A 25,433-nucleotide genomic window follows, 5' to 3' on the forward strand; every position below is an offset into this window, starting at 1 on the left:
GTCGGATGGCCAGGAAATCTCGTTCGCCGTACGACCGCCGCGAAGGCAGCGGTCAGTCGCGTCATCGCGCACCTGAGCCGCAGGACTCGGACAGCAACCGTCGCGAAGGTCGCAGCCGCCCGGATGCACCGGAAGGCTGGCGGTCGTTGATGAGCAACGACTACGACTACCCCGACGAGATAGACGAGTTGAGCGGCCGCGAGCGGCGTCGTGCCAAGAAGAACTGGCGCCGTGACGACCACGTGCAGCGCATGGCATGGCTGCGCAGCCAGCGCCAGGCCGAGCCGACCAGCCCAATTGCGATCGTGGTGCTGGTCGTCATCGTCGCGATCGTCATCCTCGGTGTCGGCGGTGGACTGCCGCGGCTGTTCGGTGGCAAGAGCAAGGACGACGGCGCGCCGATCAGCCTGCTGACTCCTGGCCAGTCGGTCGTCCTCCCGACCGCACCGGCGACCCAGTCGAACCAGACGGGTGAGCCGACCAGTTCCGCGCTCACCACCCCACCGCCGGTGAGCCAACGCCCCTCGTCCGAGGACATCGCGCTGGCGACCGACGTGACCGGCACCTGGGCGAGAGCCTTCTACACGCGCGACCCGAGCGCGGAGACGTACGCGGCGCTCGTCGAGAAGTGCTCGAAATACATGACGGATGAGGTCGCGTCGAGCTTCACCGCGGCGGGCGATCCGACGTACGACGCCCTCAAGGCCGACGGCGGGAAGTCGACCGTACTGGCGGCTCCCGTCACGGCTCCGCCGGCGAACGCCGAGGCCCCGGTCGACACTCCCAACCGGATCATGCGCTTCGTCAAGGTCACCATCGACGTCACCGGAAAGCACGCACAGCGGTTCGACGTCCCCCTGCTCGTGACGCTGACCAACCAGAACAACCAATGGGTGATTAGCGACGTGTCCGGCGGTACCGGGCCATGACGGCGGGGGTCTGCGATGTTCGACGAGGGTGATCTCGGTCGCGGGTTCATCTCGGTCGCGCGTCGAGGGTGGTTCGCGAAAGGCGCGGCCGCGCTCGCGGTGCTCGGCGTGGCCAGCCTGCTGATGCTCGCGCCGTTCGGCGGCGGTACGACGACACAAGCGGCCTGCCGCCCCGGCGCACCCGGCCAAGGCACCGACCCGAACGCCAAGGGCCCCCTCCGCGTTCTTCAAATCACTTGGGCGAAGCTGATCGACAGCGTCGCCGTTGAGCGCGGACTGCCGGGCAAGGCGACCCTGATCGCCTTGATGACGGCGCTGGTTGAGTCAGACCTGCAGAACCTCACCTATGGTGACCGAGACTCGGTCGGGCTCTTCCAGCAACGGCCCTCCGCTGGCTGGGGCGACGCCAAGGAGCTTGTCGATGACCCGAAAAAGGCGGTCGAGGCCTTCTTCGGTGGACAGGGCCCGGGGCATCCACCGGGTCTGGTGGACATCAACGGGTGGCCCTCGATGCCGATGGGAGACGTGGCTCAGCAGGTACAGCAATCTGCGTTCCCCGACAGATATGCCACGCGTGAGCAGGAAGCGCGGGATATCGCCGCGGCAGCCGGAATCGACCTGACCCGGTCCGGGAACCCGTACGCGGGCCGGGCGGGCGCACCGCCCGGCGGATCGGTTGTCGACGGCGTACAAGACAACAGTTGCGACCAGTCCGGCGGCGACCTGAACAGCGGCAAGCCGGTCAACGGCGTCTGGCCTGAACAGAAGGCGACGGTCACAGACCCGACCGGAACCGGTGGTCTGGTCACCCCGCGTACCGCGGCCTGGGTCGCCGAGGCCCGCAAGAACCTGGGCACCTTGAGCATGAGCTGCTGGGATGCCCATGTCTGGAACCCCACGAGCGACCACCCCCGCGGTAAGGCCTGCGACGTCATGGTCGGCGCGGATGCCAGAAAGTCAGCGCCCGCCCGCGCCCGCGGCGACCAGATAGCCAACTGGGCCATCAAGACCGCCGGCCAGACCGGTGTCCACTACGTCATCTGGTACGGCAAGATCTGGTCCGCCCGCCGCGGCACCTGGATCCCGTACAACGGCGGCGGCGTCTACAACCCCACCGACGCCACCGGCGGCCACTTCGACCACGTCCACGTGTCACTGTGGTAGCCAACCCCCGCCCAACCCACAGGAGGCACCACCGATGACCGGCCCTGGCGATCCCTACGACCAGAGTGGCGTCCAGGGACCCGAGCAAGGCCAGCCACCGCACGCAGATCCTCACAGCCAGGGCTATCCGCCGCCCAATGTGCCACAGCCGCTGCCCGGGCCCGCCGGTGCGCAGTCGGACCGACGCAGCCGTGCTCTCCCTGAGGCATCTGCGTGGACGGCGCTGCTTTCGGCTGTGCCATGGTTCTTTTGGAGCCTGGTTCTGGTTGTTTGGGTTGCGGGAGCAATCGGCTTCAATTGGGGCTGGATCGTACTTGCGGTCTGGATTCTCTCAGTAGGTCTGATCTTCGTGCCGGCCACAGAGGAACTGCTGGCGAAGCACCTGTTCCGACTGCGTAGGCCCACGCTTGTCGAGGAGCAGCGGCTCGGACCGGTGTGGCACCAATTGCTTCTGCGGGCTGATGCGTCACAGAGCCGCTTCTCGCTTTGGATTCAGGAGTCCGAGGAGGTAAATGCAACGCCTACTCCTGGCCACACTGTCGCCGTGACTCGCTGGGCGTTGTACACCCTGCCTCCGCAGCACCTGGAGGCAGCGTTGGCTCACGAGTTGAGCCATCACCTGGGCGGTCGAGCCTGGTTGAGCCTGGTCGACTTCTGGTACTCGATCCCGGCGCGTGGCGGGTTGATCGTCGTGCGGGCAATCGCGCGGCTGATGAGGCGAGTACCTGCACTCGGATGCATCATCGGCGGATTCGTCGTCCTGTCCTACGCCGGCATTGTGCTGGCGGCGATCACCTTTGGTCATGGTTACGTCTGGCCGTTCCTCTTCTTGACCCCGTTCATCGCTCCGCCGCTGCTCGCCTGGCTCAATCGATGGCGCGTCAAAGAGGCTGACAAGAAGGCCGCAATGCTCGGATACGGCACCACCCTGGTGCAGGTGCTGTACGGCTGGCAGATGCAGCATCAGCAAGACCTCGGCCGGGACATAAGCCGACGAGCGCAGGTCATGTCGAGCACGCCATCCCTGGTCGAACGCGTACGCACAATCGAGCAGGCTGGTGGCATCCCGCCCGCAGCCTGGGGAAACGCCGGGTTTTAGGACGGCCAGTCGTGACGGGGCCAAATCTGTGCTGAGGGGTGATTCAGCGATCCGCGCCCACTGAACGTCCACACACGACAGAGTGCGCCGCGATCCGATCGACTTCACGGTATTAGAGGCCCTCTGTTGGCGATACGAGATCATCGGAAGCGGGGCGTACTGGCTCAAGATGGCAGGTTGATCGCGACAATGCAGATCGTGGTGCGGAGAAATCTTGGAGCAGACCGCGGCGCACGGAGTTGGGTCCTGGATGCGCCGCGGTCTGGTCGGCCTCAACGGTGTTAGAGCACCTCCGCCGACCTTCGAAAGCGTAGCGCGAGCGCCGACTTGGTGCGGGGTTCGGCGCTCCGGTGTCCTGTGTGGTCGTCGACAACGGGACGGGTGTTGCGGGGGTCTTCCGGGTCCTACCCCGAATCTGATTCAGGATCCTGAGCGAGGTGCGTGCTGCGGTGTTCGGGGCTTTGCCGGTCGTGGCTGCGGGTGGCTTGCTTTTGCGGGTTCGCACAACGGCTCGATCCCTCTGGGGTCGGGCTGTTGTGTTTAGGGGGTGGGTAGGGCGGATTCGAAGGTGGTTAGGAGGTGGTGGCCTTGGGGTCAGGTGGTGAGGTTGGTGGGGGAGTTGATGTGGCCTAGGTCGGTCAGGGGGATCAGTGGTGCTTGCCAGGCTTGGGAGAGGCGGGTGGCGGCTTCGATGGTGCAGTACGGGTCGTTGGTGCTGGCTATCAGGACGGCTGGGACGCCTAGGGGTCTGCCTGGCAGTGATGTGAAGGTTGGTAGGCGGTCGGCGGGGAACGTGGGGGCGTTGGGGTCCGGTGGGGCGACCAGGAAGGCGCCTCGGACGGATGTTGAGTCTTGTGTGGTCAGCCAGTGGGAGAGGGCGTGGCAGCCGAGGCTTGGCCTCGACGGCTCGGGTGATGGCGTTGGTCCAGTCGGGCAGGTCGGGGGAGGTCCAGGATGTGGGCTGGATGCGTACGGCGGGGAGTGAGGTCTCCTGGTAGGACTGCCAGTGGTGTTCGTCGGAGCCGTCCAGGCCGGGGATCATTCGAGTCTCCGAGCGGATGGGATGGCTGCCACGATGGCGGAGTCATCGCCGTACGGCGTCCTCAGCGGATGAAATGAAGGTCGACGGGCGGCTGAGCGGGGCTGACATCGGGCGGAAGGTGGGGTTGTCGCAGCCGGCGGTGTCGGCGCGTATCCAGCGGTTGGAGCGGTCCGGGGTGATCGCCGGGTATCGGCCGGTCGTCGACCCGGCGCGGGTCGGGCTGAACATTCACGCCGTAGTACGGGTCCGTACGACGCACGCCCGAATCCGCGAGGCGCTCGAACTGTTCGCGTCGCTGCCCGAGGTTGCGAGAACGTACCGGCTGACCGGCGAGGACTGCTTCTCCTCGACATCCACACGGCCGACGCCGGACGGCTCGGGCCGGTGAGTACTTCTTTGGTACTGCGGGAGTGCCCGGCGAAGGCGCTCCCGCTCGACTGAGCAAGGATTTCCCTTGCCGCTGGCGATTCTCGTCACGATCTGCTTCCCAGTGAGTACTGCGCGGAACTAGGGTTCGACGGACCGTAGTGGTTGCGTTACGCAACACGAAAGTGGGAGGGAACATGACGAAACGCCGTAAGGCGCTGCTGGCCGTCACCGCCGGACTGGCCTCTGTTTCGCTGGGGTTGTCGTTCACGAGTGCTGCGGGGGCGGCGCCGAATGCTGTGGCGACGAACCCGAACGGACTGAAGCTGATCAAGACCAAGACGTCCTTGCTGGGGAAGCATTACTGGTATCAGCAGACGTTCAAGGGGCTGCCGGTTGTCAACGGGTACTACGCGAAGCATGTCGGCAAGGACGGGGCCGTTGAGGTTGCGGACGGGCGGGAGGCCGTGCCGGCGGGGCTTGATGTGAGTGCCGCGGTTGCGCCGGCGGCCGCTACGAAGACTGCGAATGCGGCTGTGACCGCGCGGGCCGATCGGGCCCGGATCGCGCGGCCGGGGAAGGGTGCCTTGGTGCAGCCGACCGCGACCAGTGGGGCCGCTCAGTTGGCGGTCGTTGGTGGGCCGGGTGCGCGGGTTGTCTGGAATGTGACCAGTCGGTCGACCGAGGGGGTTACGCGGTCGCTGGTTGACGCGAAGACGGGCAACGTCGTCGAGTCGAAGGTGATCAGTGACAACATCGACGGGCGTGGGTCGGTGTTCGATCCGAATCCGGTGGTGAGTGAGCAGAACGAGAAGCTCACCGACATGAACGACAAGAATCAGGACGCGCTGTTCCTCGCGCAGAAGAACGTGATTCTGCGGAATCTGGACGGGTCCGGGAAGCTCGACGGCTCCTACGTCAACATCAAGGAGGCCAAGGGCGGGATCGCCCAGAGCAAGACCAACACCTTCGTGTACCAGCGGGCGAACGACAAGTTCGAGCAGGTGATGGTGTACTACCACATCAACCAGACGCAGGAGTACATCCAGAAGCTCGGGTTCAAGGACGTCAACAACGAGTCGCAGGACTTCAGCGTCGACACGTACGCCGGGGACAACTCGTTCTACGACCCGTCGACGGACATGATCACCACGGGTGAGGGCGGTGTCGACGACGCCGAGGACGCCGAGGTGATCTGGCACGAGTACGGGCACGCGATCCAGGACGACGTCGTACCGGGCTTCGGGGAGTCGGAGCAGGCCGGCGCGATCGGTGAGGGGTTCGGCGACTACTGGGCCGTGACGAACTCGGTCCCGGTGAGCAAGGGCTTCAACCTGCCGTGCGTGATGGACTGGGACGCGACGTCGTACACGACCGACGAGCCGCACTGCCTGCGCCGTACGGACGGGACCAAGACGACCGACGACATCGACGGTGAGGTCCACGACGACGGCGAGATCTGGTCGCGGGCGCTGTGGGACATCCAGCAGTCGCTCGGCCGGGCGAAGGCGGACAAGCTGATCCTCGAGGCGACGTTCTTCTATGACCCGGACACCTCGTTCGCGAGTGCGGCGCAGGACACCGTGCAGGCTGCCCGGCTGCTGTACGGCAAGGCCGCCGCGCAGACGGTGACCGACGCGTTCAAGGCACGCAAGATCCTCTGATGCCGGCCAGGTCGTGCGCCCGCACCACTACTGTGGGCGCATGACCTGGAGTACGGCGGACATTCCCGACCTCACCGGACGGCGGGCGCTGGTGACCGGCGCGACCAGCGGGATCGGGTACGAGACCGCGCTGGAACTGCTCAGGCACGGCGCCGACGTGATCGTTGCCGCGCGCAACCCGGAGAAGGCGGCGCGGGCGGCGGAGCGGCTGACCCAGGAGGGTGGCCGGGCGCCGACGGTGCTCGAGTTGGACCTGGCCGATCTGGCGAGTGTGCAGCGCGCCGCGGACGAGGTCCTCGCGACGTACGACCGGCTGGAGCTGCTGATCAACAACGCCGGCGTGATGGCGCCGCCGTACCGGCAGACTGTCGACGGGTTCGAGCTGCAGCTGGGGACGAATCATCTCGGTCACTTCGCGCTGACCGGCAGGCTGCTGCCGGTGCTGCTCAAAGGCAGCCGGGTCGTCACGGTCAGCTCGTTCATGCACAAGGGCGTCCGTGGCGTCAGCGAGGACGACCTGCGCCGGCCCGCGGACAGCTACCGGAAGTGGGAAGCGTACAGCCGGTCGAAGCTCGCGAACCTGCTGTTCATGCTCGAGCTCGACCGTCGCGCACGGGCGGCCGGTGCTCAGCTGCTGAGCGTCGGCGCGCATCCCGGTTACGCCTCGACGCACTTGCAGGCCGCTGGGCCGGAGCTTGCGGGCCGTGCCTTGCAGGCGCAGCTGTGGCGCGCCGCCACGCGGCTGGTCGCGCAGTCCGCTGCGGCCGGTGCGTGGCCGAGTCTGTACGCCGCGACGTACGCGGACCTGCGTCCGGGGTCGTTCGTCGGGCCCGCCTTCTTCGAGTACCGCGGCACGCCGAAGGTCGTGCTGCCGTCGCGTACGGCGCAGGACCCGGAGCTGGCGCAACGGTTGTGGGCCTGGTCGGTCGAGGCGACCGGGGTGGATCCCGCACTCACCGTGCCGAGGTAGTGACAGAGCGGTAGCTTTTTGGTTACCCTCCGGTAGTTCCCGATGCCGGAGGTATCTCGTGCGCAGACTTGCTGCCGCCCTCGCAGTCGCCCTGACGCTGATCACGATCGGCCCACGGGCGGAGGCGAGTCAGGTCACGGCCGGCTTCAGTACGTCGTACCAGCGGATCCCCGGGGCCGACGGGATCGAGATCGGTGCCGCCGTGCTGACGCCGACCGGGCAGGGGGACGGCCCGTTCCCGCTCGTGGTGATGCCGTCGAGCTGGGGCCTGCCGAACGCGGAGTACGTCGGTCAGGGCGCGAAGCTCGCGACGGCCGGGTTCCAGGTGATCTCGTACTCGAGCCGCGGGTTCTGGGACACCGGCGGCGGGATCGACATCGCCGGGCCGCCGACCGTCGCGGATGTCAGCAAGGTGATCGACTGGGCCGGGCAGCACACGCCCGCCGACACGAGTCGGGTCGCGGCGGTGGGGATCTCGTACGGCGCCGGTACGGCGCTGCTCGCGGCCGCGAAGGACCCGCGGATCAAGGCAGTCGGGGCGCTCAGCGGCTGGGCGGACCTGATCCGGTCGCTGGACCCGAACGACACGGTCGCGCTGCAGGCAGTGGCCGGTCTGCTTGCCCTGGGCAACGTGACCGGGCGGCCCGGGCCGGAGATGGCATCGCTGCAGTCGAAGTTCGTCAGCGGCGACTTCGACGGCGCGATCGCGGAGGCGAAGCAGTTGTCGCCGGTGCGGTCGGCGGCGACGATGGTCGACAATCTGAATGCCAACAAGCCGGCGATCTTCCTGGCGAACGCGTTCGAGGACTCGATCTTCCCGCCCTCGCAGTACACGGACTTCTTCACCCGGCTGACCGGGCCGAAGCGGTTGCTGCTGGCGCACGGCGATCACGCCACGCCGGAGGCGACCGGCGCTGTCGGGCTGCCGAACGAGACCTGGGACGAGCTCGCCGGCTGGCTGCGGCACTACTTGACCGGCGCGGACAACGGGGCTGACCGGGAAGCGCCGGTGCAGCTCAAGTCGCAGCGCGGCGTGTGGCGCGGGTACCCGAGCTGGGAGGCCGTCGGGCAGGAGCGTACGTCGTACCTGACCAAGGCGGGGGCGCTGCAGGGCCAGGAGTCGACCGGGTGGAGCCGGGCGATCGGGGCCGGGGTGCCGACGGTGGCGGACAGCGGGGTCGCGTTGGTTTCCGGTGCGTTGCAAGGATTGTTGACAATCCCCACAGGGGTTGCGACGCCGCTGGTGGACCGGTCGTTCGCGGGCATGTGGTCCGGCCCGGCGTTCGCCAAGGCGGCTGTGGTGAACGGTGCGGCGAAGCTGCATGTCACTGTCCGCCCGTCGGCGGCCTCTACCTCGTTGTTCGCGTATCTGTACGACGTCGACGCGCTCGGTGTCGGGTCGTTGATGTCGCACAAGCCGTATACGTTGCGCGGGGCAACGCCGGGGAAGGCGGTCGCGGTCGACGTACAACTCGAGGCGACGAGTTGGGAGGTCCCGGCCGGGCACCACCTCGTGCTCGTGGTGGACACCGTGGATCCGCGGTACCTCGGGCGGAGCGTGATCGGGTCGACGGTGACCTTCAGTTCGCCGGCCGGCGATCCCTCGTCGATCAGCGTCCCGGTGGCGGCATGACCGTCAGCCGCCGGGCCTTCCTCGCCTTCACCGCGGCCGTCGTCCCCACGTATCACGCTCTCCGGCCGCGAACCGCCGGCGGCACGATGTATCTCGGGACGTACGGCGACGGCGTCGGCATCGCGACGTACGACAGCCGCGGCAGGATCACCAGGGCCGGGACGGTCGCCGGCGTACCGGATCCGTCGTTCGTCATCCGGGACGGGAACCTCCTGTACGCCGTCGACGAGCAGGATGCCGGCGGGGTCACCGCGATCGACGTCTCCGCGACGCCGAAGGTGCTCAATCGTCAACCCAACAAGGGATCCGGGCCCTGCCACCTCGCCAAGATCGACGGCCATCTGCTCAGCGCGAACTACGGATCCGGCGACATCGCCGTCCACTCGATCAACCCGGACGGGAGCCTCGGGCAACAAACCGACCTGGTCGAGCACGAGGGAGCCGAACCGCACGCCCACCAGGTTGTCCAGGCCGGCGAATACGTGCTCGCCGTCGACCTCGGCACCGACTCGATCTACACGTACACGCTCGCCGCCGGCAAGCTCAGCTTGAAGCGCCAGGCGAAACTCAAGGCCGGTGCCGGTCCGCGGCATCTCGTCGTCCGAGGCAGGTACGCCTACGTCGCCGACGAGCTCGACAGCACCGTGACGATCTGCGGGTACGACGACGGCGTACTCGCCCCGCTCGCGACGCGGCCGGCCGCGCCCACCGGGCCGCAGAACTACCCGGGCGAGATCCTGACGTCCGCCGACGGCCGCTTCGTCTACGTGACGAACCGGGGCCACAACAGCGTCGCGATCTTCCGCGTCGCGGGCGCCGACCTCGAACTGGTCGGTACGCCGAGCTGCGGCGGCGACTGGCCACGGCACGCGGCGCTCGATCCGACCGGCACCTTGCTGTTCGTCGCGAACCAGAAGTCGAACAACGTCACCACGTTCGCGGTCGACCAGGCCGACGGCACGTTGACGCAGACGAGTGACTTCAGCACCTCCACCCCGGTCTGCGTCAATGTTTGATCATGCGCGAGCCCTTGCGCTTTTGTGGTGAGAGCGCTGTCATAAAGGTGCCCTTTCCCGCCCCGAAAGGACCCTGCCCATGCTCAAGATCCTCACCGCAGCAGCCCTCGTCGCGTCGGCGCTCCTCGTCCCGTCGGCCCAGGCGACACCGGACTGGCATGTCGGCACCCCGCCGCTCACCACGCCCTGGACCGCGGACGTCTCGCCCACGAACGCGCTCCCTGAGTACCCGCGGCCCCAGCTGACCCGCCCCGACTGGCGCAACCTCAACGGCCTCTGGGAGTGGTCCGCCGCGGCGCCGAACGAGGCCCCACCCATCGGTCGCACGCTCCAGGAGAAGGTCCTCGTCCCGTACCCGATCGAGTCCGCGCTGTCCGGCCTCCAGAAGCACGAGGACCGGATGTGGTACCGCCGTACGTTCGACGTCCCGGCCGGCTGGAAGGGCAAGCAGCTTCTGCTGCACTTCGGCGCGGTCGACTACGACGCGAAGGTGTGGGTGAACGGCGTTCAGGTCGCCACGCACCGCGGCGGGTACGACGGCTTCGACATCGACGTCACCAGCGCCCTGCACGCGAAGGGTCCGCAGGAGTTGATCGTCTGGGCCGAGGACCTGACCGACGAGACGTACCAGCCGATCGGCAAGCAGCGCGAGGTCAGCGACCACGGCATCTTCTACCAGGGCAGCTCCGGCATCTGGCGGACGGTCTGGATGGAGCCGGTCAGCACCGCCTCGATCAGCCGCTTGCAGACCACCCCGGACCTGCCGGACCAGACACTCAAGGTGAAGGCAGAGACGACCGGCCCCGGCGGCCTCGACGTCGAGGTGACGGCGTACGACAACAATCGGATTGTCGGCAAGACGACAGGTCCGGCGAGCACCGAGCTCCAGCTCCGGATCCCGAACCCGAAGACCTGGTCGCCGGACCATCCGTTCCTGTACGACCTGAAGGTCCGGCTGATCGACCGCGGCAAGGTCGTCGACCAGGTCGGGTCGTACGCCGGGATGCGCCAGGTCGGCCTGCAGAAGGGGGCCGACGGCAAGCTCCGGATGGCGCTGAACGGCAAGATCCTGTTCAACCTGGCCACCCTCGACCAGGGGTTCTGGCCGGATGGGCTGAACACCGCTCCGACCGACGCCGCACTGCGCTTCGACCTCGAGCAGCACAAGCGGCTCGGGTTCAACACCGTCCGCAAGCACATCAAGGTCGAGCCGGACCGCTGGTACTACTGGGCCGACAAGCTCGGGCTGATGGTCTGGCAGGACATGCCGGCCTCGAAGACCGACGCGATGCCCGAGCCCTGGCGTACCCAGTGGAAGTCCGAGCTGCACGAGATGGTCGAGGAGCACAAGAGCTTCACCTCGATCACGGTCTGGGTGCCTTTCAACGAGGGCTGGGGCGAATGGGACCGGACCGAGACCGGCCAGGTCGCGGACTCGGTCGCGGCGCAGGACCCGTCCCGGCTCGTCGACGCGCACAGCGGCGTGAACTGCTGCAACTCGCACGGCGACTCGGGCCGCGGCAACATCATCGACTACCACGCGTACCTCGGCCCGGCGACGACGACGCCGACGGCGGACCGGGCCGCGGTGGACGGCGAGCACGGCGGGTTCGGGCTCAAGGTCCCGGATCACATGTGGTTCGGCGACGGGTCGGCGTACGAGATGGAGCCGGATTCGGCGACGCTCACCCGCAAGTACGTCGAGAACCAGGCGAACGTGCTCAGATCCGCGCAGCAGTGCGGGATCAGCGGATCGGTCTACACGCAGATCACCGACGTCGAGGGGGAGCTGAACGGCTTCTTCACCTACGACCGCCGGGTGCCGAAGATGGACTTCGCCCAGGTGCGGACAATCAACAAGCAGATTGTCGACAATGCTGACGGCAGCGGCGCCGGCGTGCCGGATCCCGGGCCAGGGACGCCCGGTGCCGACGGCATCCACTTCTATCCGCTCGACGGCTCCGGGGAGGATGCCGTAGGCAACAACGATGCGACGCTCGAGCAGGGCGCGGTCTACGGCGAAGGCAAGAACGGCCAAGGCGTGGTGCTGAACGGCGCCGGTCAGTACGTCGACACCGGAGCGGCGCTGCTCGACACCACGAAGAACTACACGGCCAGCGCCTGGGTGAAGCTGAACAAGGTGGACGGTGCGTTCCAGACGTTCGTCAGCCAGGACGGCGATCGCGACAGTGCGTTCTTCCTGCAGTACTCCGGGCAGGACCAGCGGTTCGCGATGAGCTTCCCCGGAATCCGCGCGCTCGCCCCGACCAAGCCGAATCCGGGGCAGTGGTACCACGTGACCGGCGTACGGGACGTGGTGAAGGGGGAGCTGAAGCTGTACGTCGACGGTCAGCTCGTGGCGACCAAGTCCGCCTGCTCGCTGGATTCCGGGTCGACCGGGAACACGGTCGTCGGGCGCGCCAAGTTCGGCGGGAGCCAGGTCGACTTCCTGGACGGGACGGTCGACCAGGTCCACCTGTACGACCGGGCCCTGACGGATGCGGAGGTGGACGCGCTGTACCGCTCCGGGCGCTGAGATCCCGGATTCGAGATGCGAAGAGTTCGCCGAGCCCTGATCCTGGAGGTACCCGACCGGCGGAGGTGAGTGCGATGGCCGTACCCAGCCAGTTGCTTGCCCCGCGTTCCACGGTCCGGTTCCGGCCGCCACGTTTCGGGCTCGGCGGTTCGCACCTCGGCGAGCCGGACGAGCAGACGGCGCTCGCGACGGTCGACGCGGCGTACCAGGCGGGGATCCGGTTCTTCGACACGTCACCCGCGTACGGCGAGTCCGAGCGACGGCTCGGTACGGCGCTGCAGCGGCGGCCGCGGGGTGAGCTCCTGGTGTCGACGAGGGTGCTGGGGGAGGACCCGGAGGAGTCGATCCGGAAGAGCGCCGAGCGCCTGGGTCTTGCGATCGACGTCGCCTTCGCTCAACAGGCCCCGCAGCCGGAGCACGCACCCCACAGCACACCCGAGGAACGAGCGTCGGGCGGGATTCCGGGCAAGGTGTTCGACGTGCTGGGGCAGTTGCGGCGCGACGGGCTTGTGCGGGCAGTTGGGGTGGTGGGCGGGGACTGGGCAGGGCTTGAGCAAACCGTGCGGAACGTGGAGCTGGACTGCGTGCTGCTCACCGATCGCTACTCGTTGATCGACCAGCAGGCCAAGCCGCTCCTCGACACCTGCCTCGCCCGCGGCGTCTCCGTACTCGTTGCCGGCGCGCTCGTTCTGCAGCCCGAGACCGTGCGAGCCCGCCGGATCTCGGCAGTCTGCGAGCGGTACGGCGTCTCGCTGCCGCAAGCCGCGCTCGCGTTCCCGGGCAGGCATCCCGCGGTCACCTCGGTACTCATCACCGCGGCGTCCCCGGCCGAGATCCGCGCCGACGCCGCGCTGGTCCGGCAGCCGGTTCCCGAGCGGCTCTGGAAGGACCAGGAGCTGGGCCGCTTGCTATCCTCGGAGTAGGAGTTCGCGGTCCAGCAGCTCCCCGGACGAGCGGCGCCGTACCCGGTCGGACAAGACGACGCCCAGCCCTCAACGGAGGGGGCCGTCCTCATGCACGCGCTCGATGTCCTCGAAATCGTTGGTGCGGTCACCATTCTGATCGCCTTCGCCGCTGCCCAGGCCGGACGCCTGCAGCAGCGGACAGTCACCTACCAGCTGCTGAACCTGCTCGGATCGGGGGTGCTGGCAACGATCGCGGCCGTCCAGCTCTCCTGGGGCTTCCTGCTGCTCGAAGGCAGCTGGGCGGTGATCAGCCTGCTCGGCCTGATCAACCTCCGCAGCAGATCCCTAGGGCATGTCTCCTGATCCCACGCCTACTGCGGGGCACTCGGCACGGCACCTCGCCGCACCGAGCACCTCCTCGCTACGACGTGGGATCAGGAGACATGCCCTAGAGCTTCGACCCGGGAGTGCTCGCCGAGCCGGGTGACCCGGTCGGCGCCGGCGTCGGGATGCCCGTGGTCGGCGTCACCGAGGGCGACGGACCGGTGGTCGGCGAGACCGAGCCGGTGCCGGGCGGCGGCGTCGTCGGCGTGACGGTGACCGTGGTGGTCCCGGTCGGGGTCGGGATCACGGGTTCCGGCTCCAGCGGCGCGGCGTGCCGGAACAGCAGCCACGCCAGGAAGACCGCGAGCGCCATGATCAGCGCCATCGTCAGCAACGCGAAGGCCAGCGCCCAGCGCGACGCCGGGCGCAGGGCGTTCGGCCAGGGCAGCGGCCAGATCCGGAACAGGCCGGGGCGCCGCCGGTTCTCCCAGTAGTGCCGGAAGTCCGGTCCGCGGAGCTTCCCGGGCTGCGGGATCCGGTCCATCAGGACCGCGGACAGCACGTCCTCACCGCGGCGTTCGGCGAGCAGCCGCTCGTCGGACGCCGCGCTCGACCCGTCGTCGGCCCGGATCGGCCCGAACGCCGCCCAGAGCGCGAGATCGTCGTCGTCGGAGTCGTTGTGCGCCAGCACGGCGTCCGCCGGCAGCTCGTCGACCGCGTGCACGAACCGCTCCCGGGCGGCCGCGTCGTCGGCCGAACCCTCGGTCATCATCGCGACGATCGCGTCCCGGCCGTCCTCGGTGGCGGCGGTGTACAGGAATCCGGCAGCGTTCGCCCCGAGCCGCCCGCGGAGCCAGAACTCGCCGACCCGCGGCGGGTCCTCGGGCTGCAGCGGCAGGGCGTCCGGAATCTCCAGCGCAGGCCGGTCGTCAGGCTGCACCTCAGGCTGGGATTCGGTCGCGGTCATCACCCCAATCCCACCACATCCCTGGTAGCACTGTCGCCGCCGCTCCTGTCCAGCGCACTTTGGGCACGACGTCCGTACGCCGTGGCGCCGGGCGTACGGACGTCGTGCACAAGGTGCGGGGATTTGGGTCCAGGGGCAGGATGGGACGGGGCGCCGGAGGCGCTGGCCCCGGTGATCTGATGGAATGGCCGAGTTGCGAGTGGGGAATGACAAGGCTCGGGTACGAGCCCCGGAAGGACAGGCATGACCGAAACCACGGTGCCGGCGGGAACGGTGGCCCAGCAGTCCCGGCTGATCGGCGAGGCCGTCGGCGAGGTCAAGCGGGTGATCGTCGGCCAGGAGCACATGGTCGAGACCCTGATGGTGTCGTTGCTGGCCAAGGGCCACTGCCTGCTCGAGGGTGTGCCGGGTGTCGCCAAGACGCTCGCCGTCCGGACGTTCGCCAGCGTGGTCGGCGGTAGCTTCGCCCGGATCCAGTTCACCCCGGACCTGGTCCCGTCCGACATCGTCGGCACCCGGATCTACCGGCAGACCCGGGAGGCCTTCGACATCGAGCTCGGCCCGACGTTCGTGAACTTCGTGCTCGCCGACGAGATCAACCGGGCGCCGGCCAAGGTGCAGTCCGCGATGCTCGAGCTGATGGCCGAGCAGCAGGTGTCGATCGGCGGCCAGACCTTCCCGATGCCGAAGCCGTTCATCGTGATCGCCACCCAGAACCCGATCGAGTCCGAGGGCGTCTACCCGCTGCCCGAGGCGCAGCGCGACCGGTTCCTGGTGAAGATCGACGTACCGCATCCGCGTGGCCACGAGGAGTTCGAGATCCTCCGCCGGATGAGCGTCGACCCGCCGGCGCCGCGGCAGGTGCTGAAGCCGGAGACGATCCTCGAGCTGCAGCGGTCCGCCGAGCAGGTGTTCGTGCACAACCTGGTCGCGGAGTACGCCGTCCGGCTGGTGATGGCGACCCGCACGCCGACCGACTTCCACCTGCCGGACCTGGAGCCGATCATCGAGCTCGGCGTCAGCCCGCGGGCGACCCTCGGCCTGATCGCGGCCGGCCGGGCACTGGCGCTGATCCACGGCCGCGACTACCTGCTGCCGAGCGACGTCCAGACCGTCGCGCTGGACGTGATGGGCCACCGGCTCGGCCTCACCTTCGACGCGGTCGCGGACAACATCGACCCGCGGGCCGTGATCGAGCGGATCCTCGCCACCGTCCCACCGCCGCAGCCGGTCTGGCGCGACGGCAACGACGGCCAGGGCCGCCCGGAGTTCGTCTAGTGCCCAACCGCCCCGATCCACGAGCTGCGATGACGATCTCGCAGCTCGCTCCTGAGCGTGCGCTGCGGCGGCTCGAGCTGACCGTCGTCCGGCGGCTCGAGGGCTACCTGCACGGCGAGCACCTCGGGCTGCTACCCGGTCCCGGCACCGAGCTGGCCGAGGCCCGCGAGTACCAGGTCGGCGACGACGTCCGCCGGATGGACTGGGCGGTCACCGCGCGTACGACGATCCCGCACGTCCGGGACCTGATCGCCGACCGCGAGCTGGAGACCTGGGCGCTGGTCGACCTGTCCGCCTCGATGGACTTCGGTACGTCGCGACTCGAGAAGCGCGAGCTCGCCGTGGCCGCGGTCGCCACCGTCGGGTTCCTGACCCATCGGCTGGGCGACCGGTTCGGCGGCCTGATGCTGCGCGACTCGGCGCTCCGCCGCTGGCCGGCCCGTTCCGGGAGGCTGGCGCTGTACGGGCTGCTGCGGGCGCTGCTCGCCGAGCAGGTCACCGGCGACGAGGAGGCGCGCCGCAGCGATCTGGCCGCGGCGCTGGAGTCGATGGCGCGCACGCAGCGCAAACGTGGGCTGCGGGTGATCGTGTCCGACTTCCTGACCCCGCAGGACGGCGAGGTGGCCAGCCAGGTCGAGCCGTCCTGGGAGCGGGCGATGCGCAAGCTGACCGCCCAGCACCAGGTGCTCGCGGTCGAGATCGTCGACCCGCGCGAGCTCGAGCTGCCGAACATCGGCGTCGTCACGATCGGTGACCCGGAGACCGGCGAGGTTCGCGAGATCGACACCCGGCGGCGCAAGATCCGGGAGGCGTTCGAGGTTGCTGCCCTCGCACAGCGGGAACGAACCCGGGCCGCCCTGCGTAGGGTAGGTGCCGGACATCTCGTGCTGCGCACCGACCGTGACTGGGTCGCGGACACCGTGCGGTTCGTGCTCGCCTACCGGCGGGTGGCGCCCCGCCTGCACCAACCGCCGAAGGGAGTGGCTCGCTGATGGAGTTCCTGTCTCCGGCCAGACTGTGGTTCCTGATCCTGATCCCGCTGATCCTCGCGGGGTACCTCTTCCTCCAGCACCGCCGCTCGCAGTACGCGCTGCGGTTCACCAACATCGCGCTGCTCGACCGGGTCGCGCCGCGGCGTCCGCAGTGGCGCCGGCACCTGGCCGTCGGGCTGGCGCTGCTGGCCGCGATGACCTGCATCCTGGCGTTCGCGCAGCCGAAGACCAAGGTGAAGGTGCCGCGCGAGCGGGCCACGATCGTGGTCGCGATCGACGTCTCGCTGTCGATGATGGCCACCGACATCGAGCCGAACCGGCTCGAAGCGGCGAAGGAGTCGGCGAAGGAGTTCGTCAACAACCTGCCGCCGAAGTTCAACGTGGCGCTGGTGAACTTCGCCGGTACGGCGTCGATCATCGTGCCGCCGACCACCGACCGGGCCACTGTGGACCGCTCGATCGACGGGCTCGAGCTGGCCGAGTCGACCGCGACCGGTGAGGGCATCTTCACCTCGCTGCAGGCGCTCACCCAGGTGCCGCCGGACCCGGCGCACCCGAACGACCCGGCGCCGGCCCGGATCGTGATGCTGTCGGACGGCAAGCGCACCGTCGGCCGGACCGCCCAGGAGGGCGCGCAGGCGGCGAAGGCGAAGAACACCCCGGTGTACACGATCTGCTTCGGCACCGACTCCGGGTTCATCGAGATGGACGGCATCCGGCAGCGGGTCCCACCGGACCGCGCGGAGCTGCGCAGCATCGCCGAGATCAGCGGCGGCGAGGCGTACACCGCGGAGTCCGCGGGCGAGCTGAAGGACGTCTACAAGGACATCGGCTCCTCGGTCGGGTACGACGAGGTCGACAAGGAGGTCACCGCCCGGTATGCCGGAATCGCGATGCTCTTCACGCTCGCCGCGGCCGGCGCCTGCATCGCCCTCGCCTCCCGCTTCCCGTGACCGGCCCCGCCCGCGACGGGTTGCGCGACACGACCGTGATGTGGTTGACACGGCGAGGTTACTGGTGTTCAGGGGGGTGGTGGTGCAAGATGTACGAGAGTTTCGCGGGTCGTCTTGTGATGCCCTGAGAGACTGAAGATCAACCAAGCACCGACGATCGACGAGCTGCTTCGAGAACGCTGGGGAAGGCGCCCCTCGAGCACAGGAGGTCCCGGTGGCGACGACTCGTGGCGTTCTGTACGTCCACACGGTGCCGTCAGCGTTGTGCCCGCATGTCGAGTGGGCCGCGGGCGGCATCCTTGGCGTGCCCGTGAAACTGGACTGGACGCCGCAACCAGCGGCCCAGGGCACGTACCGGGCCGAGCTGTCCTGGCAGGCCGAGGCCGGTACCGCGGCCAAGCTGGCATCCGCCCTGCGCGGCTGGCAGAAGCTGCGGTTCGAGGTCACCGAGGAGCCGAGCAACGGCGTCGAGGGCGAGCGGTACTCGTTCACGCCCGAACTCGGCATCTTCCACGCGACCACCGGCGTCCACGGCGACATCATGGTCCCCGAGGAGCGACTGAAGGCGGCGATGCTGAAGGCCGCGGCCGGCGAGGCGGATCTGACTGAGGAGGTCGAGCGCCTGCTCGGCCGCCCGTGGGACGACGAACTCGAGCCCTTCCGGTACGCCGGCGACGGCGCCCCCGTCCGCTGGCTGCACCAGGTCGTCTGAGCAGATCCTGAGAACTTCTGAAGAAAGCCGTGAAGTGCGGAGCTTTTCCCGAACTTTTCGATGAGACTGAGCATCAGACGTTGCACAAGGGTGGGAGGGGCCGTGGCCGCTGGGCCACCGGGTGTCGGGACACCCCCGGTGGTTGTGAACAACAGCGGCCGCACCACGTGAAGGGCGCGAACCTCAGGGTTCGCGCCCTTCGGCTTTGAGCTAGAGCGGGATGTTGCCGTGGGCACCCCGCACCGGACCGTTCGCCTCGGCCTTCGCGAGAGCGGCGGCCAGCGCCGTCCGGGTGCGAGCCGGTTCCACGACCTCGTCGACGACACCGATCTCGCGGGCGCGATCGATGCCGCCGGCAATCTTCTCGTGTTCGGCGGCGAGTTCGGCCTCGACCTGCGGGCGGAGTTCCGGGTCCACGTCGGCGAGCTTGCGCCGGTGCAGCACCCGGACCGCGGCCACCGCGCCCATCACGGCGACCTCGGCACGCGGCCACGCGAACACCCGGGTGGCGCCGAGCGACCGCGCGTTCATCGCGATGTACGCCCCGCCGTACGTCTTCCGGGTCACCAGCGTCACCCGCGGTACGACGGCCTCCGCGAACGCGTGCAGCAGTTTCGCGCCGCGCCGTACGACGCCGTCCCACTCCTGGCCGACGCCCGGCAGATATCCGGGGACGTCGACGAGGACCACCAGCGGTACGCCGAACGCGTCGCACATCCGGACGAACCGGGACGCCTTCTCGGCCGACAGCGCATCCAGGCAGCCGCCGAGCCGGAGCGGGTTGTTCGCGATCACGCCGACCGTCCGGCCGCCGAGCCGGCCGAGCGTGGTGACGATGTTCGGCGCCCAGCGCTGGTGGAGCTCGACGGGTGAGCCCTCGTCGAGGACGCCGCCGACCAGCGGATGCACGTCGTACGCGCGTTTCGCCGACTCGGGCAGGAACCCGGCCAGGTCGGTGTCCGGGACGTCCGGGGAGATCGTGCCCTGGTTCGCGAGCAGGTCGGTGAGCCGCCGGGCCTGGTCGAGCGCGGCGGCCTCGGTGTCGGTGGTGATGTGCACGACGCCGGAGCGCCGGCCGTGCGGCTCGGGTCCACCGAGCCGGAGCATGTCGACGTCCTCGCCGGTCACCGAGCGGACCACGTCCGGCCCGGTGACGAAGATCCGGCCTTCAGGCCCGAGGACGACGATGTCGGTGAGCGCCGGTCCGTACGCCGCGCCGCCGGCGGCCGGGCCGAGCACGACGGAGATCTGCGGGATCTTCCCGGACGCCTGCGTCATCGCGAAGAAGATCTTGCCGACCGCGTGCAGGCTCAGCACGCCCTCGGCGAGGCGGGCGCCACCGGAGTGCCAGAGACCGATGATCGGCACCCGCTCCGCACGTGCGACCTCGTACGCCGTGACCACGACGTCACAGCCTTCGTCGCCCATCGCGCCACCCATCACGGTGGCGTCGGAGCAGAACGCGACGACCGCCGCGCCCTCGACCGTGCCGCGTGCGGCGACCATCCCGGACAGGTCGTCCGGCGTGATCAGCTCGAGGCTGCCGGGGTCGAGCAGGTTGGTCAGCCGGGTGACGGGGTTCCGCGGATCGAGCTCGCGGGGCAGCTTCGCCGGCTTGGCCGGTGCGGTCGCGGTCATGCGGTCCTCCGGGGTGTGAAGGAACTACGGGGCTGCCCGGCGAGGTTCTCGCCGGGCAGCGGACGGCGTGCTAGACCGACTTGAAGGCGATGGCGGCGTTGTGGCCGCCGAAGCCGAAGGAGTTGTTCAAGGCCGCGATGTCGCCGTCCGGCAGCTTGCGCTGCTCGGTCGCCACGTCCAGCTCGATCTGGTCGTCGAGCTTGTCGACGTTGATGGTCGGCGGCGACACCCGGTGGTGCAGGGCGAGCACGGTGGCGACCGACTCGACCGCGCCGGCGCCGCCGAGCAGGTGGCCGATCATCGACTTCGGAGCGGTGGCGACCGCGTGGTCGGCGTGCGAGCCCAGGGCCTGCCGGATCGCCAGCGACTCCGCGATGTCACCCTGCGGCGTCGAGGTGGCGTGCGCGTTGATGTGCACGATGTCGGCCGGGGTCAGGTCGCCCTCGGCCAGCGCCCGCTGCATCGCCCGGCGGGCCCCGGAACCGGTCGGGTCGGGCTGCGCGATGTCGTGCCCGTCGGCCGAGATCCCGGCACCGGCGAGCTCGGCGTAGATCTTCGCGCCGCGCGCCTTCGCGTGCTCGTACGACTCCAGGACCAGGATCCCGGCACCCTCACCGAGCAGGAAGCCGTCGCGATCCACGTCCCACGGACGGGACGCCCGCTCCGGCTCGTCGTTGCGCTTGCTGAGCGCCTGCATCATCCCGAACGCGGCCAGCGGCAGCGCCATGATCGCGCCCTCGGCGCCACCGGCGACCACCACGTCCGCGCGGCCGAGCCGGATCTGGTCGAGGCCGAGCCAGATCGCCTCGTTGCCGGACGCGCAGGCCGAGACCGGGGTGTGTACGCCGGCCTTCGCGCCGAGCTCCAGCGACACGTACGCCGCCGACGAGTTCGGCATCAGCATCGGGATCGCGAGCGGCGACACCCGGCGCGGGTTGGACTGCAGGGCATCGTAGTTCGCGAGCGTGGTGTGCAGGCCGCCGATGCCGGACGCGACCGCGACGCCGAGACGCTCCTTGTCGAGCCCGGAGTCCTCCAGCCCGGAGTCGGCCCAGGCCTGGCGGGCGGCCACGACGGCGAGCTGCGCCGTACGGTCGAGGCGGCGGGCCTTGACCCGCTCCAGGACCTCGGTCGGCTCGACCGCGGCCGGTGCCGCGATCTGCACCGCCAGGTTCTGCACCCACTCGTCGGTCAGTCGCCGGGCGCCGGAGCGGCCGGCCAGCAGCCCTTCCCAGGAGCTGGCCACGTCGCCCCCGAGCGGGGTCGTGGCTCCGAGCCCAGTGATGACGACTCGGGTCTTCGACATGGTTACCTCATCCTTCACATGGACGTTCTGCGGTTGGGAGCGAGGGGTGGGTACTGCGGGGGACCTGCGGGTACTGCGTGGTGCTCACCGGAGGTGTGGTCCGATGAGCACCGGCCAGCACGGCGTACGTCAGCCGTTCTGGGCGCGCTCGATGAACGCGACGGCGTCGCCGACGGTCTTCAGGTTCTTGACCTCGTCGTCGGGGATCTTCACGTCGAACTTCTCCTCGGCGGCCACCACGACCTCCACCATGGAGAGCGAGTCGACGTCGAGGTCGTCGGTGAAGGACTTGTCCAGCTGGACGTCCTCGACCGGGATGCCGGCGATCTCGTTCACGATCTCGGCGAGGCTGGAACGGATCTCTTCGGTGCTGGCCATCTCTTGGTTTCCCTTTCGGATTTCTGCTGACTTACTGCCGGAGCAGCCACCTGAGCCGCCCCGGACAACTATGGACTACGGGAGCCGGATCACCTGGGCGGCGTAGACGAGGCCGGCCCCGAACCCGATGATCAGCGCGAGGTCCCCGCTGTGTGCCTCGCCGCTCTCGCGCATCGCGGTGATCGCCAGCGGGATCGACGCCGCGGACGTGTTGCCCTGGCGTTCGATGTCGCGGGCGACCTTGACGTGCTCGGGCAGTTTGAGCGCCCGGCGCATCGCGTCGGTGATCCGCATGTTCGCCTGGTGCGGCACGAACAGGTCGAGCTGCTCGGCCTTCACGCCGGCCACGTCCAGCGCCTGCTGGGCGGTCTTGGCCATCTCGAACGACGCCCAGCGGAACACCGGGTTGCCGTCCATCGTCAGGTGCGGCCAGTTGTAGCTGCCGAACACCTCCTGCCACGACTCTTTCTGGCTGATCACCTGGTGCTGGGTCCCGTCCGAGCCCCAGACGACCGGCCCGATCCCCGGCTCGTCGGCCGGTCCGACGACCGCGGCCCCGGCGCCGTCGGCGAAGATGAACGCCGTACTGCGGTCCGTCCGGTCGGTGATGTCGCTCAACCGCTCGACGCCGATCGCGAGCACGTACTTCGCGCTGCCGCCGCGGACCAGGTCGTTCGCCATCGCGACGCCGTAGCAGAAGCCCGCGCAGGCGGCGGAGATGTCGAACGCTGCCGCGGTCGGAGCGCCCACGCCGACGGCGACCTGGGTCGCGATCGCCGGCGTCTGGTACAGGTGCGTGACGGTCGCGACGATCACGCAGCCGATCTCGGCCGGGTCGACGCCGGACTCCGCGAGCGCGTCCTTGGCCGCGTTCACCGCCATCGTCAGCACGGTCTCGTCGTCGCTCGCCCAGCGGCGTTCCTTGATCCCGGACCGGGTCTGGATCCACTCGTCGCTGGAGTCGATCTGCTCGAGGATCTCGGCGTTCGGCACGACCCGCCGCGGCCGATACGACCCGATCCCGAGGATCCCGGCGTAGGTCGCCCCGGTCGACGGAGTGATCATGAGGTGCTCGCCGGGTGCAGGCGGACCAAGGGCTGGCCGGGGGCGACGGGGTCGCCTTCCTCGGCGAGCCACTCGACCACGATGCCGCCGTGCGGCGCGGTTACCTCGACCTCGTCGCGCAGGCTCGCCACCTTCGCCACCGCCTCGCCGGCCTCGACCGTGTCGCCGGTCTCCCGGCGGGTCTGCGCGGCGCGGGTGAAGGTGCCCTTGATCGGGGCGACCAGCAGCCGCCAGGTGGGGGAGGCGTCGATCTCGGACGGGCTGCCGTGCTTCTCGACGAACGCGCGGGCGTCGTCGAGCTGGTCCGGCGTTTTCAGTGCGAACGTCTCGACACCCTTGAGCGCTCGCCGGGCGATACCGGTCAGCGTGCCCGCCGGCGGCAGCTCCAGGATGCCGGTGACCTCGAGGTCGGACATGGTCTGCATGCAGAGGTCCCAGCGGACCGGCGCGTTGACCTGGGTGACGAGCCGCTGCAGGACGTCCTGGCCGTCGTGCACGACGTGACCGTCGCGGTTCGAGATGAGCCGGGTCCGCGGGTCGTGGGTGCTGATCGCGGTCGCGTACTTCGCTAGCGTCTGGACCGCGGGCTCCATGTGCCTGGTGTGGAACGCGCCGGCCACCGACAGCGGGATCAGCCGCGCCTTCGCCGGCGGGTCCGCGGCCAGCGCGGCGAGCTCGTCGACGGTGCCCGCGGCAACGATCTGCCCCGGGCCGTTGTCGTTCGCGGGGGTCAGCCCGTGCTCGGCGAGCTTGGCCAGCACCTCGTCCCGGTCGCCGCCGAGGACCGCGGTCATCGAGGTCGGGGTGAGCGCCGCCGCGGCGGCCATCGCCTTGCCGCGCTCGCGGACCAGCACCATCGCCTGCTCGGCGGTCAGTACGCCGGTCCCGGCCGCGGCGGCGAGCTCGCCGACACTGTGCCCGGCGACCGCGCCGACCTTGGCGAACGCGTCCCCCGGGTGCGGGAACACCGCCAGCGCGGCCAGCATGCCGGACGCGACCAGCAGCGGCTGCGCGATCGCGGTGTCCCGGATCGTGTCCGCGTCGGCTTCGGTGCCGTAGTGGGCGAGGTCGAGGCCGGCGACCGCGGAGAGCCAGTTCAGCCGGCTCTCGAACACGGGATCCGCCAGCCACGGCTCGAGGAATCCGGGGGTCTGGGCGCCCTGACCGGGCGCGACGATGACGAGCACGTGACCACTCTCCCTCAGCCGGGCCCTCGCCGAGCCGCACGGCGAGCACGAATTCTACCGGGCTGCTTTTGTGGAGATCCTACAAAGCGGGGTTGTTCGCCTCGGGATTGAGCAGGCGGCCCAACGTCAGTGCGACACGCAACGTGAAACTGTCGCGGGGATTCAGCGGGTTGTAGCCCGTGAGGTCCGCCACACGCTTCAGCCGGTACCGGACGGTGTTGGCGTGCACGAACAGCGCCCGGCCCGTCGCCTCGATCGAGCCGCCCGAGTCCAGGTACGCCGAGACCGTGTCGAGGAGCGCTCCGTCGCCCGCGGTGAGCGGGGCGTAGACCTCGTTCGCGAGCTGCCGGCGGGCGTGGCCGTCTCCGGAGAGTGACCGTTCCGGGAGCAGTTCGTCGGCCTGCACCGGCCGCGGCGCATCCGGCCAGGCAGCGACCGCGCGGAGCCCGGCGACCGCCGCCCGGGCCGAGGTCACGGCCGCCATCAGGTCCTTCACGACCGGCCCGACGACGATCGGCCCGGGCCCGAACCAGCGGGCGAGCTTTTGTACGATCTCCACAGGTTTGCCGGCACCGCCGAGGACCACCACCAGCCGGTCGCCCTGGACCGCGCACAGTGCGTCGGCACCCGCTTCGCGGGCCGCGTGCCGGACCATGTCCACGACGTTCGAGCCGCCGTTCGCGGGCGGCGGTGTCTCCGCGGCGGGTGCCCGTCCGACGACGACGGCGACCTCGGCCGAACCCGTCGTACCGATGCCGCCGGTCCAGCCGAGGGCGGAGGCGCGGGAGCGGACCGATTCGTCGGTCTCGCCCCGGATCACCGAGTCGACCAGCAGCGCCTCCAGCCGGGCGTCCCAGGCGCCGCGCATCTCGGCGGCCTGCGCGTACACCGTGGCGGCGGCGAACGCGACCTCGCGGGCGTACCGCTGGATCGCCTCGTGCACGATCGGCACGTCGGCCGGCGGGAGCAGCGTGCCGATGGTGTTCTCGATGGTCTCGATCGTGGTGCGGACCAGGTCGACGGTCTGGTGCAGCGAGATCACCCGGGTGAACTCGCGCGGCGCGGACCCGAAGATCCGGGTCGGCATCGACGAGTGCGCCTCGGGGTCGCGGAACCAGTCGACGAACGCGGAGATCCCGGACTGCGCGACCAGCCCGATCCAGGACCGGTCCTGCGCCGACAGCTTCCCGAACCACGGCAGCTTCGCGTCCATCGCCGCCATCGCCGCGGTCGCCAGCGCCCCGGTGGCCAGCTGCAGCCGGTCCGCGCGCGCCAGATGCGCCTTCGTCGCCACCCCCAGACCATAGCC

22 protein-coding genes, 1 pseudogene and 1 riboswitch are annotated in these 25,433 nt (G+C 69.4%); of the genes and pseudogenes, 15 read left to right on the plus strand and 8 right to left on the minus strand.

Annotation, left to right across the window (positions count from 1 at the left end):
• Positions 1–5 precede the first annotated feature (5 nt).
• From AB0M51_RS02460 to AB0M51_RS02470, 3 genes are all read left to right on the plus strand, one after another.
• A complete protein-coding gene (locus AB0M51_RS02460; protein ID WP_344189714.1) occupies positions 6–929 on the plus strand; it encodes a hypothetical protein in 924 nt (307 codons plus the stop codon).
• A 108-nt stretch (positions 930–1,037) separates the two neighbouring features.
• Positions 1,038–2,093: a hypothetical protein gene (locus AB0M51_RS02465; RefSeq protein ID WP_363747780.1), complete on the plus strand. Its 1,056-nt coding sequence runs from the start codon at positions 1,038–1,040 to the stop codon at positions 2,091–2,093.
• Positions 2,094–2,328: 235 nt separating this feature from the next.
• A complete protein-coding gene (locus AB0M51_RS02470; protein ID WP_363747782.1) occupies positions 2,329–3,192 on the plus strand; it encodes a M48 family metalloprotease in 864 nt (287 codons plus the stop codon).
• A 594-nt stretch (positions 3,193–3,786) separates the two neighbouring features.
• Here the strand turns inward: AB0M51_RS02470 and AB0M51_RS02475 are convergent.
• Positions 3,787–4,234 (minus strand): annotated as a pseudogene (locus tag AB0M51_RS02475) (alpha/beta hydrolase).
• 73 nt (positions 4,235–4,307) lie between these two features.
• Here AB0M51_RS02475 and AB0M51_RS02480 point away from each other — a divergent pair.
• From AB0M51_RS02480 to AB0M51_RS02515, 8 genes are all read left to right on the plus strand, one after another.
• Complete coding sequence (locus AB0M51_RS02480) at positions 4,308–4,622, plus strand: winged helix-turn-helix transcriptional regulator (protein ID WP_363747784.1); 315 nt, start codon at positions 4,308–4,310, stop codon at positions 4,620–4,622.
• A gap of 175 nt (positions 4,623–4,797) precedes the next feature.
• Entirely contained in the window at positions 4,798–6,264 is a 1,467-nt protein-coding gene (locus tag AB0M51_RS02485) for a M4 family metallopeptidase (RefSeq protein WP_344189710.1), read from the plus strand.
• A 40-nt stretch (positions 6,265–6,304) separates the two neighbouring features.
• The gene (locus AB0M51_RS02490; protein WP_344189708.1) at positions 6,305–7,234 is read left to right on the plus strand and encodes an oxidoreductase; all 930 of its coding nucleotides are present in this window, start codon (positions 6,305–6,307) and stop codon (positions 7,232–7,234) included.
• Between the two features lie 58 nt (positions 7,235–7,292).
• On the plus strand, positions 7,293–8,867 hold the full coding sequence (locus AB0M51_RS02495) for an alpha/beta fold hydrolase (RefSeq protein WP_344189706.1): 1,575 nt from the start codon (positions 7,293–7,295) through the stop codon (positions 8,865–8,867).
• Entirely contained in the window at positions 8,864–9,883 is a 1,020-nt protein-coding gene (locus tag AB0M51_RS02500; protein ID WP_344189704.1) for a lactonase family protein, read from the plus strand. The genes AB0M51_RS02495 and AB0M51_RS02500 overlap by 4 nt, the downstream gene beginning before the upstream one ends.
• Positions 9,884–9,962: 79 nt before the next feature.
• Complete coding sequence (locus tag AB0M51_RS02505; protein ID WP_363747787.1) at positions 9,963–12,419, plus strand: LamG-like jellyroll fold domain-containing protein; 2,457 nt, start codon at positions 9,963–9,965, stop codon at positions 12,417–12,419.
• Between the two features lie 74 nt (positions 12,420–12,493).
• Complete coding sequence (locus AB0M51_RS02510) at positions 12,494–13,342, plus strand: aldo/keto reductase (RefSeq protein ID WP_344189700.1); 849 nt, start codon at positions 12,494–12,496, stop codon at positions 13,340–13,342.
• A gap of 1 nt (position 13,343) precedes the next feature.
• Positions 13,344–13,407, plus strand: a riboswitch (guanidine-III (ykkC-III) riboswitch).
• 25 nt (positions 13,408–13,432) lie between these two features.
• Positions 13,433–13,687 carry a hypothetical protein gene (locus AB0M51_RS02515; RefSeq protein ID WP_344189696.1) on the plus strand — a complete coding sequence of 85 codons (255 nt, stop codon included), beginning with the start codon at positions 13,433–13,435 and terminating at the stop codon, positions 13,685–13,687.
• An 85-nt stretch (positions 13,688–13,772) separates the two neighbouring features.
• Here the strand turns inward: AB0M51_RS02515 and AB0M51_RS02520 are convergent, their stop codons facing one another.
• Positions 13,773–14,615, minus strand: coding sequence for a hypothetical protein (locus AB0M51_RS02520; RefSeq protein ID WP_344189694.1), 843 nt, complete (start codon positions 14,613–14,615; stop codon positions 13,773–13,775).
• 243 nt (positions 14,616–14,858) lie between these two features.
• On the opposite strand from AB0M51_RS02520, the gene AB0M51_RS02525 reads away from it, so the two are divergent.
• From AB0M51_RS02525 to AB0M51_RS02540, 4 genes are all read left to right on the plus strand, one after another.
• Positions 14,859–15,893 (plus strand): MoxR family ATPase, encoded by a 1,035-nt coding sequence (locus AB0M51_RS02525; protein WP_344189692.1) that lies wholly within the window; start codon positions 14,859–14,861, stop codon positions 15,891–15,893.
• A 29-nt stretch (positions 15,894–15,922) separates the two neighbouring features.
• Complete coding sequence (locus AB0M51_RS02530; protein WP_344189690.1) at positions 15,923–16,885, plus strand: DUF58 domain-containing protein; 963 nt, start codon at positions 15,923–15,925, stop codon at positions 16,883–16,885.
• The gene (locus AB0M51_RS02535) at positions 16,885–17,838 is read left to right on the plus strand and encodes a VWA domain-containing protein (RefSeq protein ID WP_344189688.1); all 954 of its coding nucleotides are present in this window, start codon (positions 16,885–16,887) and stop codon (positions 17,836–17,838) included. Before AB0M51_RS02530 ends, AB0M51_RS02535 begins: the two co-directional genes overlap by 1 nt.
• Positions 17,839–18,052: 214 nt before the next feature.
• Entirely contained in the window at positions 18,053–18,550 is a 498-nt protein-coding gene (locus AB0M51_RS02540) for a DUF3145 domain-containing protein (RefSeq protein WP_344189686.1), read from the plus strand.
• Between the two features lie 210 nt (positions 18,551–18,760).
• Here the strand turns inward: AB0M51_RS02540 and AB0M51_RS02545 are convergent, their stop codons facing one another.
• From AB0M51_RS02545 to AB0M51_RS02570, 6 genes are all read right to left on the minus strand, one after another.
• The gene (locus AB0M51_RS02545) at positions 18,761–20,188 is read right to left on the minus strand and encodes a carboxyl transferase domain-containing protein (RefSeq protein ID WP_344189684.1); all 1,428 of its coding nucleotides are present in this window, start codon (positions 20,186–20,188) and stop codon (positions 18,761–18,763) included.
• A 70-nt stretch (positions 20,189–20,258) separates the two neighbouring features.
• Positions 20,259–21,494 (minus strand): beta-ketoacyl-ACP synthase II, encoded by a 1,236-nt coding sequence (fabF, locus tag AB0M51_RS02550; RefSeq protein WP_344189682.1) that lies wholly within the window; start codon positions 21,492–21,494, stop codon positions 20,259–20,261.
• Positions 21,495–21,623: 129 nt separating this feature from the next.
• Positions 21,624–21,872, minus strand: a complete 249-nt coding sequence (locus tag AB0M51_RS02555; protein WP_130380551.1) for an acyl carrier protein — start codon at positions 21,870–21,872, stop codon at positions 21,624–21,626.
• A 75-nt stretch (positions 21,873–21,947) separates the two neighbouring features.
• Positions 21,948–22,937 carry a beta-ketoacyl-ACP synthase III gene (locus tag AB0M51_RS02560; RefSeq protein ID WP_344189680.1) on the minus strand — a complete coding sequence of 330 codons (990 nt, stop codon included), beginning with the start codon at positions 22,935–22,937 and terminating at the stop codon, positions 21,948–21,950.
• Positions 22,934–24,124: an acyltransferase domain-containing protein gene (locus AB0M51_RS02565; RefSeq protein ID WP_344189678.1), complete on the minus strand. Its 1,191-nt coding sequence runs from the start codon at positions 24,122–24,124 to the stop codon at positions 22,934–22,936. The genes AB0M51_RS02560 and AB0M51_RS02565 overlap by 4 nt, the downstream gene beginning before the upstream one ends.
• A gap of 79 nt (positions 24,125–24,203) precedes the next feature.
• Positions 24,204–25,418 (minus strand): helix-turn-helix domain-containing protein, encoded by a 1,215-nt coding sequence (locus AB0M51_RS02570; RefSeq protein WP_344189676.1) that lies wholly within the window; start codon positions 25,416–25,418, stop codon positions 24,204–24,206.
• Between the last annotated feature and the right edge of the window lie 15 nt (positions 25,419–25,433).

This window comes from Kribbella sp. NPDC051137 (assembly GCF_040682535.1).
GTDB classification, from domain to species: Bacteria; Actinomycetota; Actinomycetes; order Propionibacteriales; family Kribbellaceae; genus Kribbella; species Kribbella karoonensis.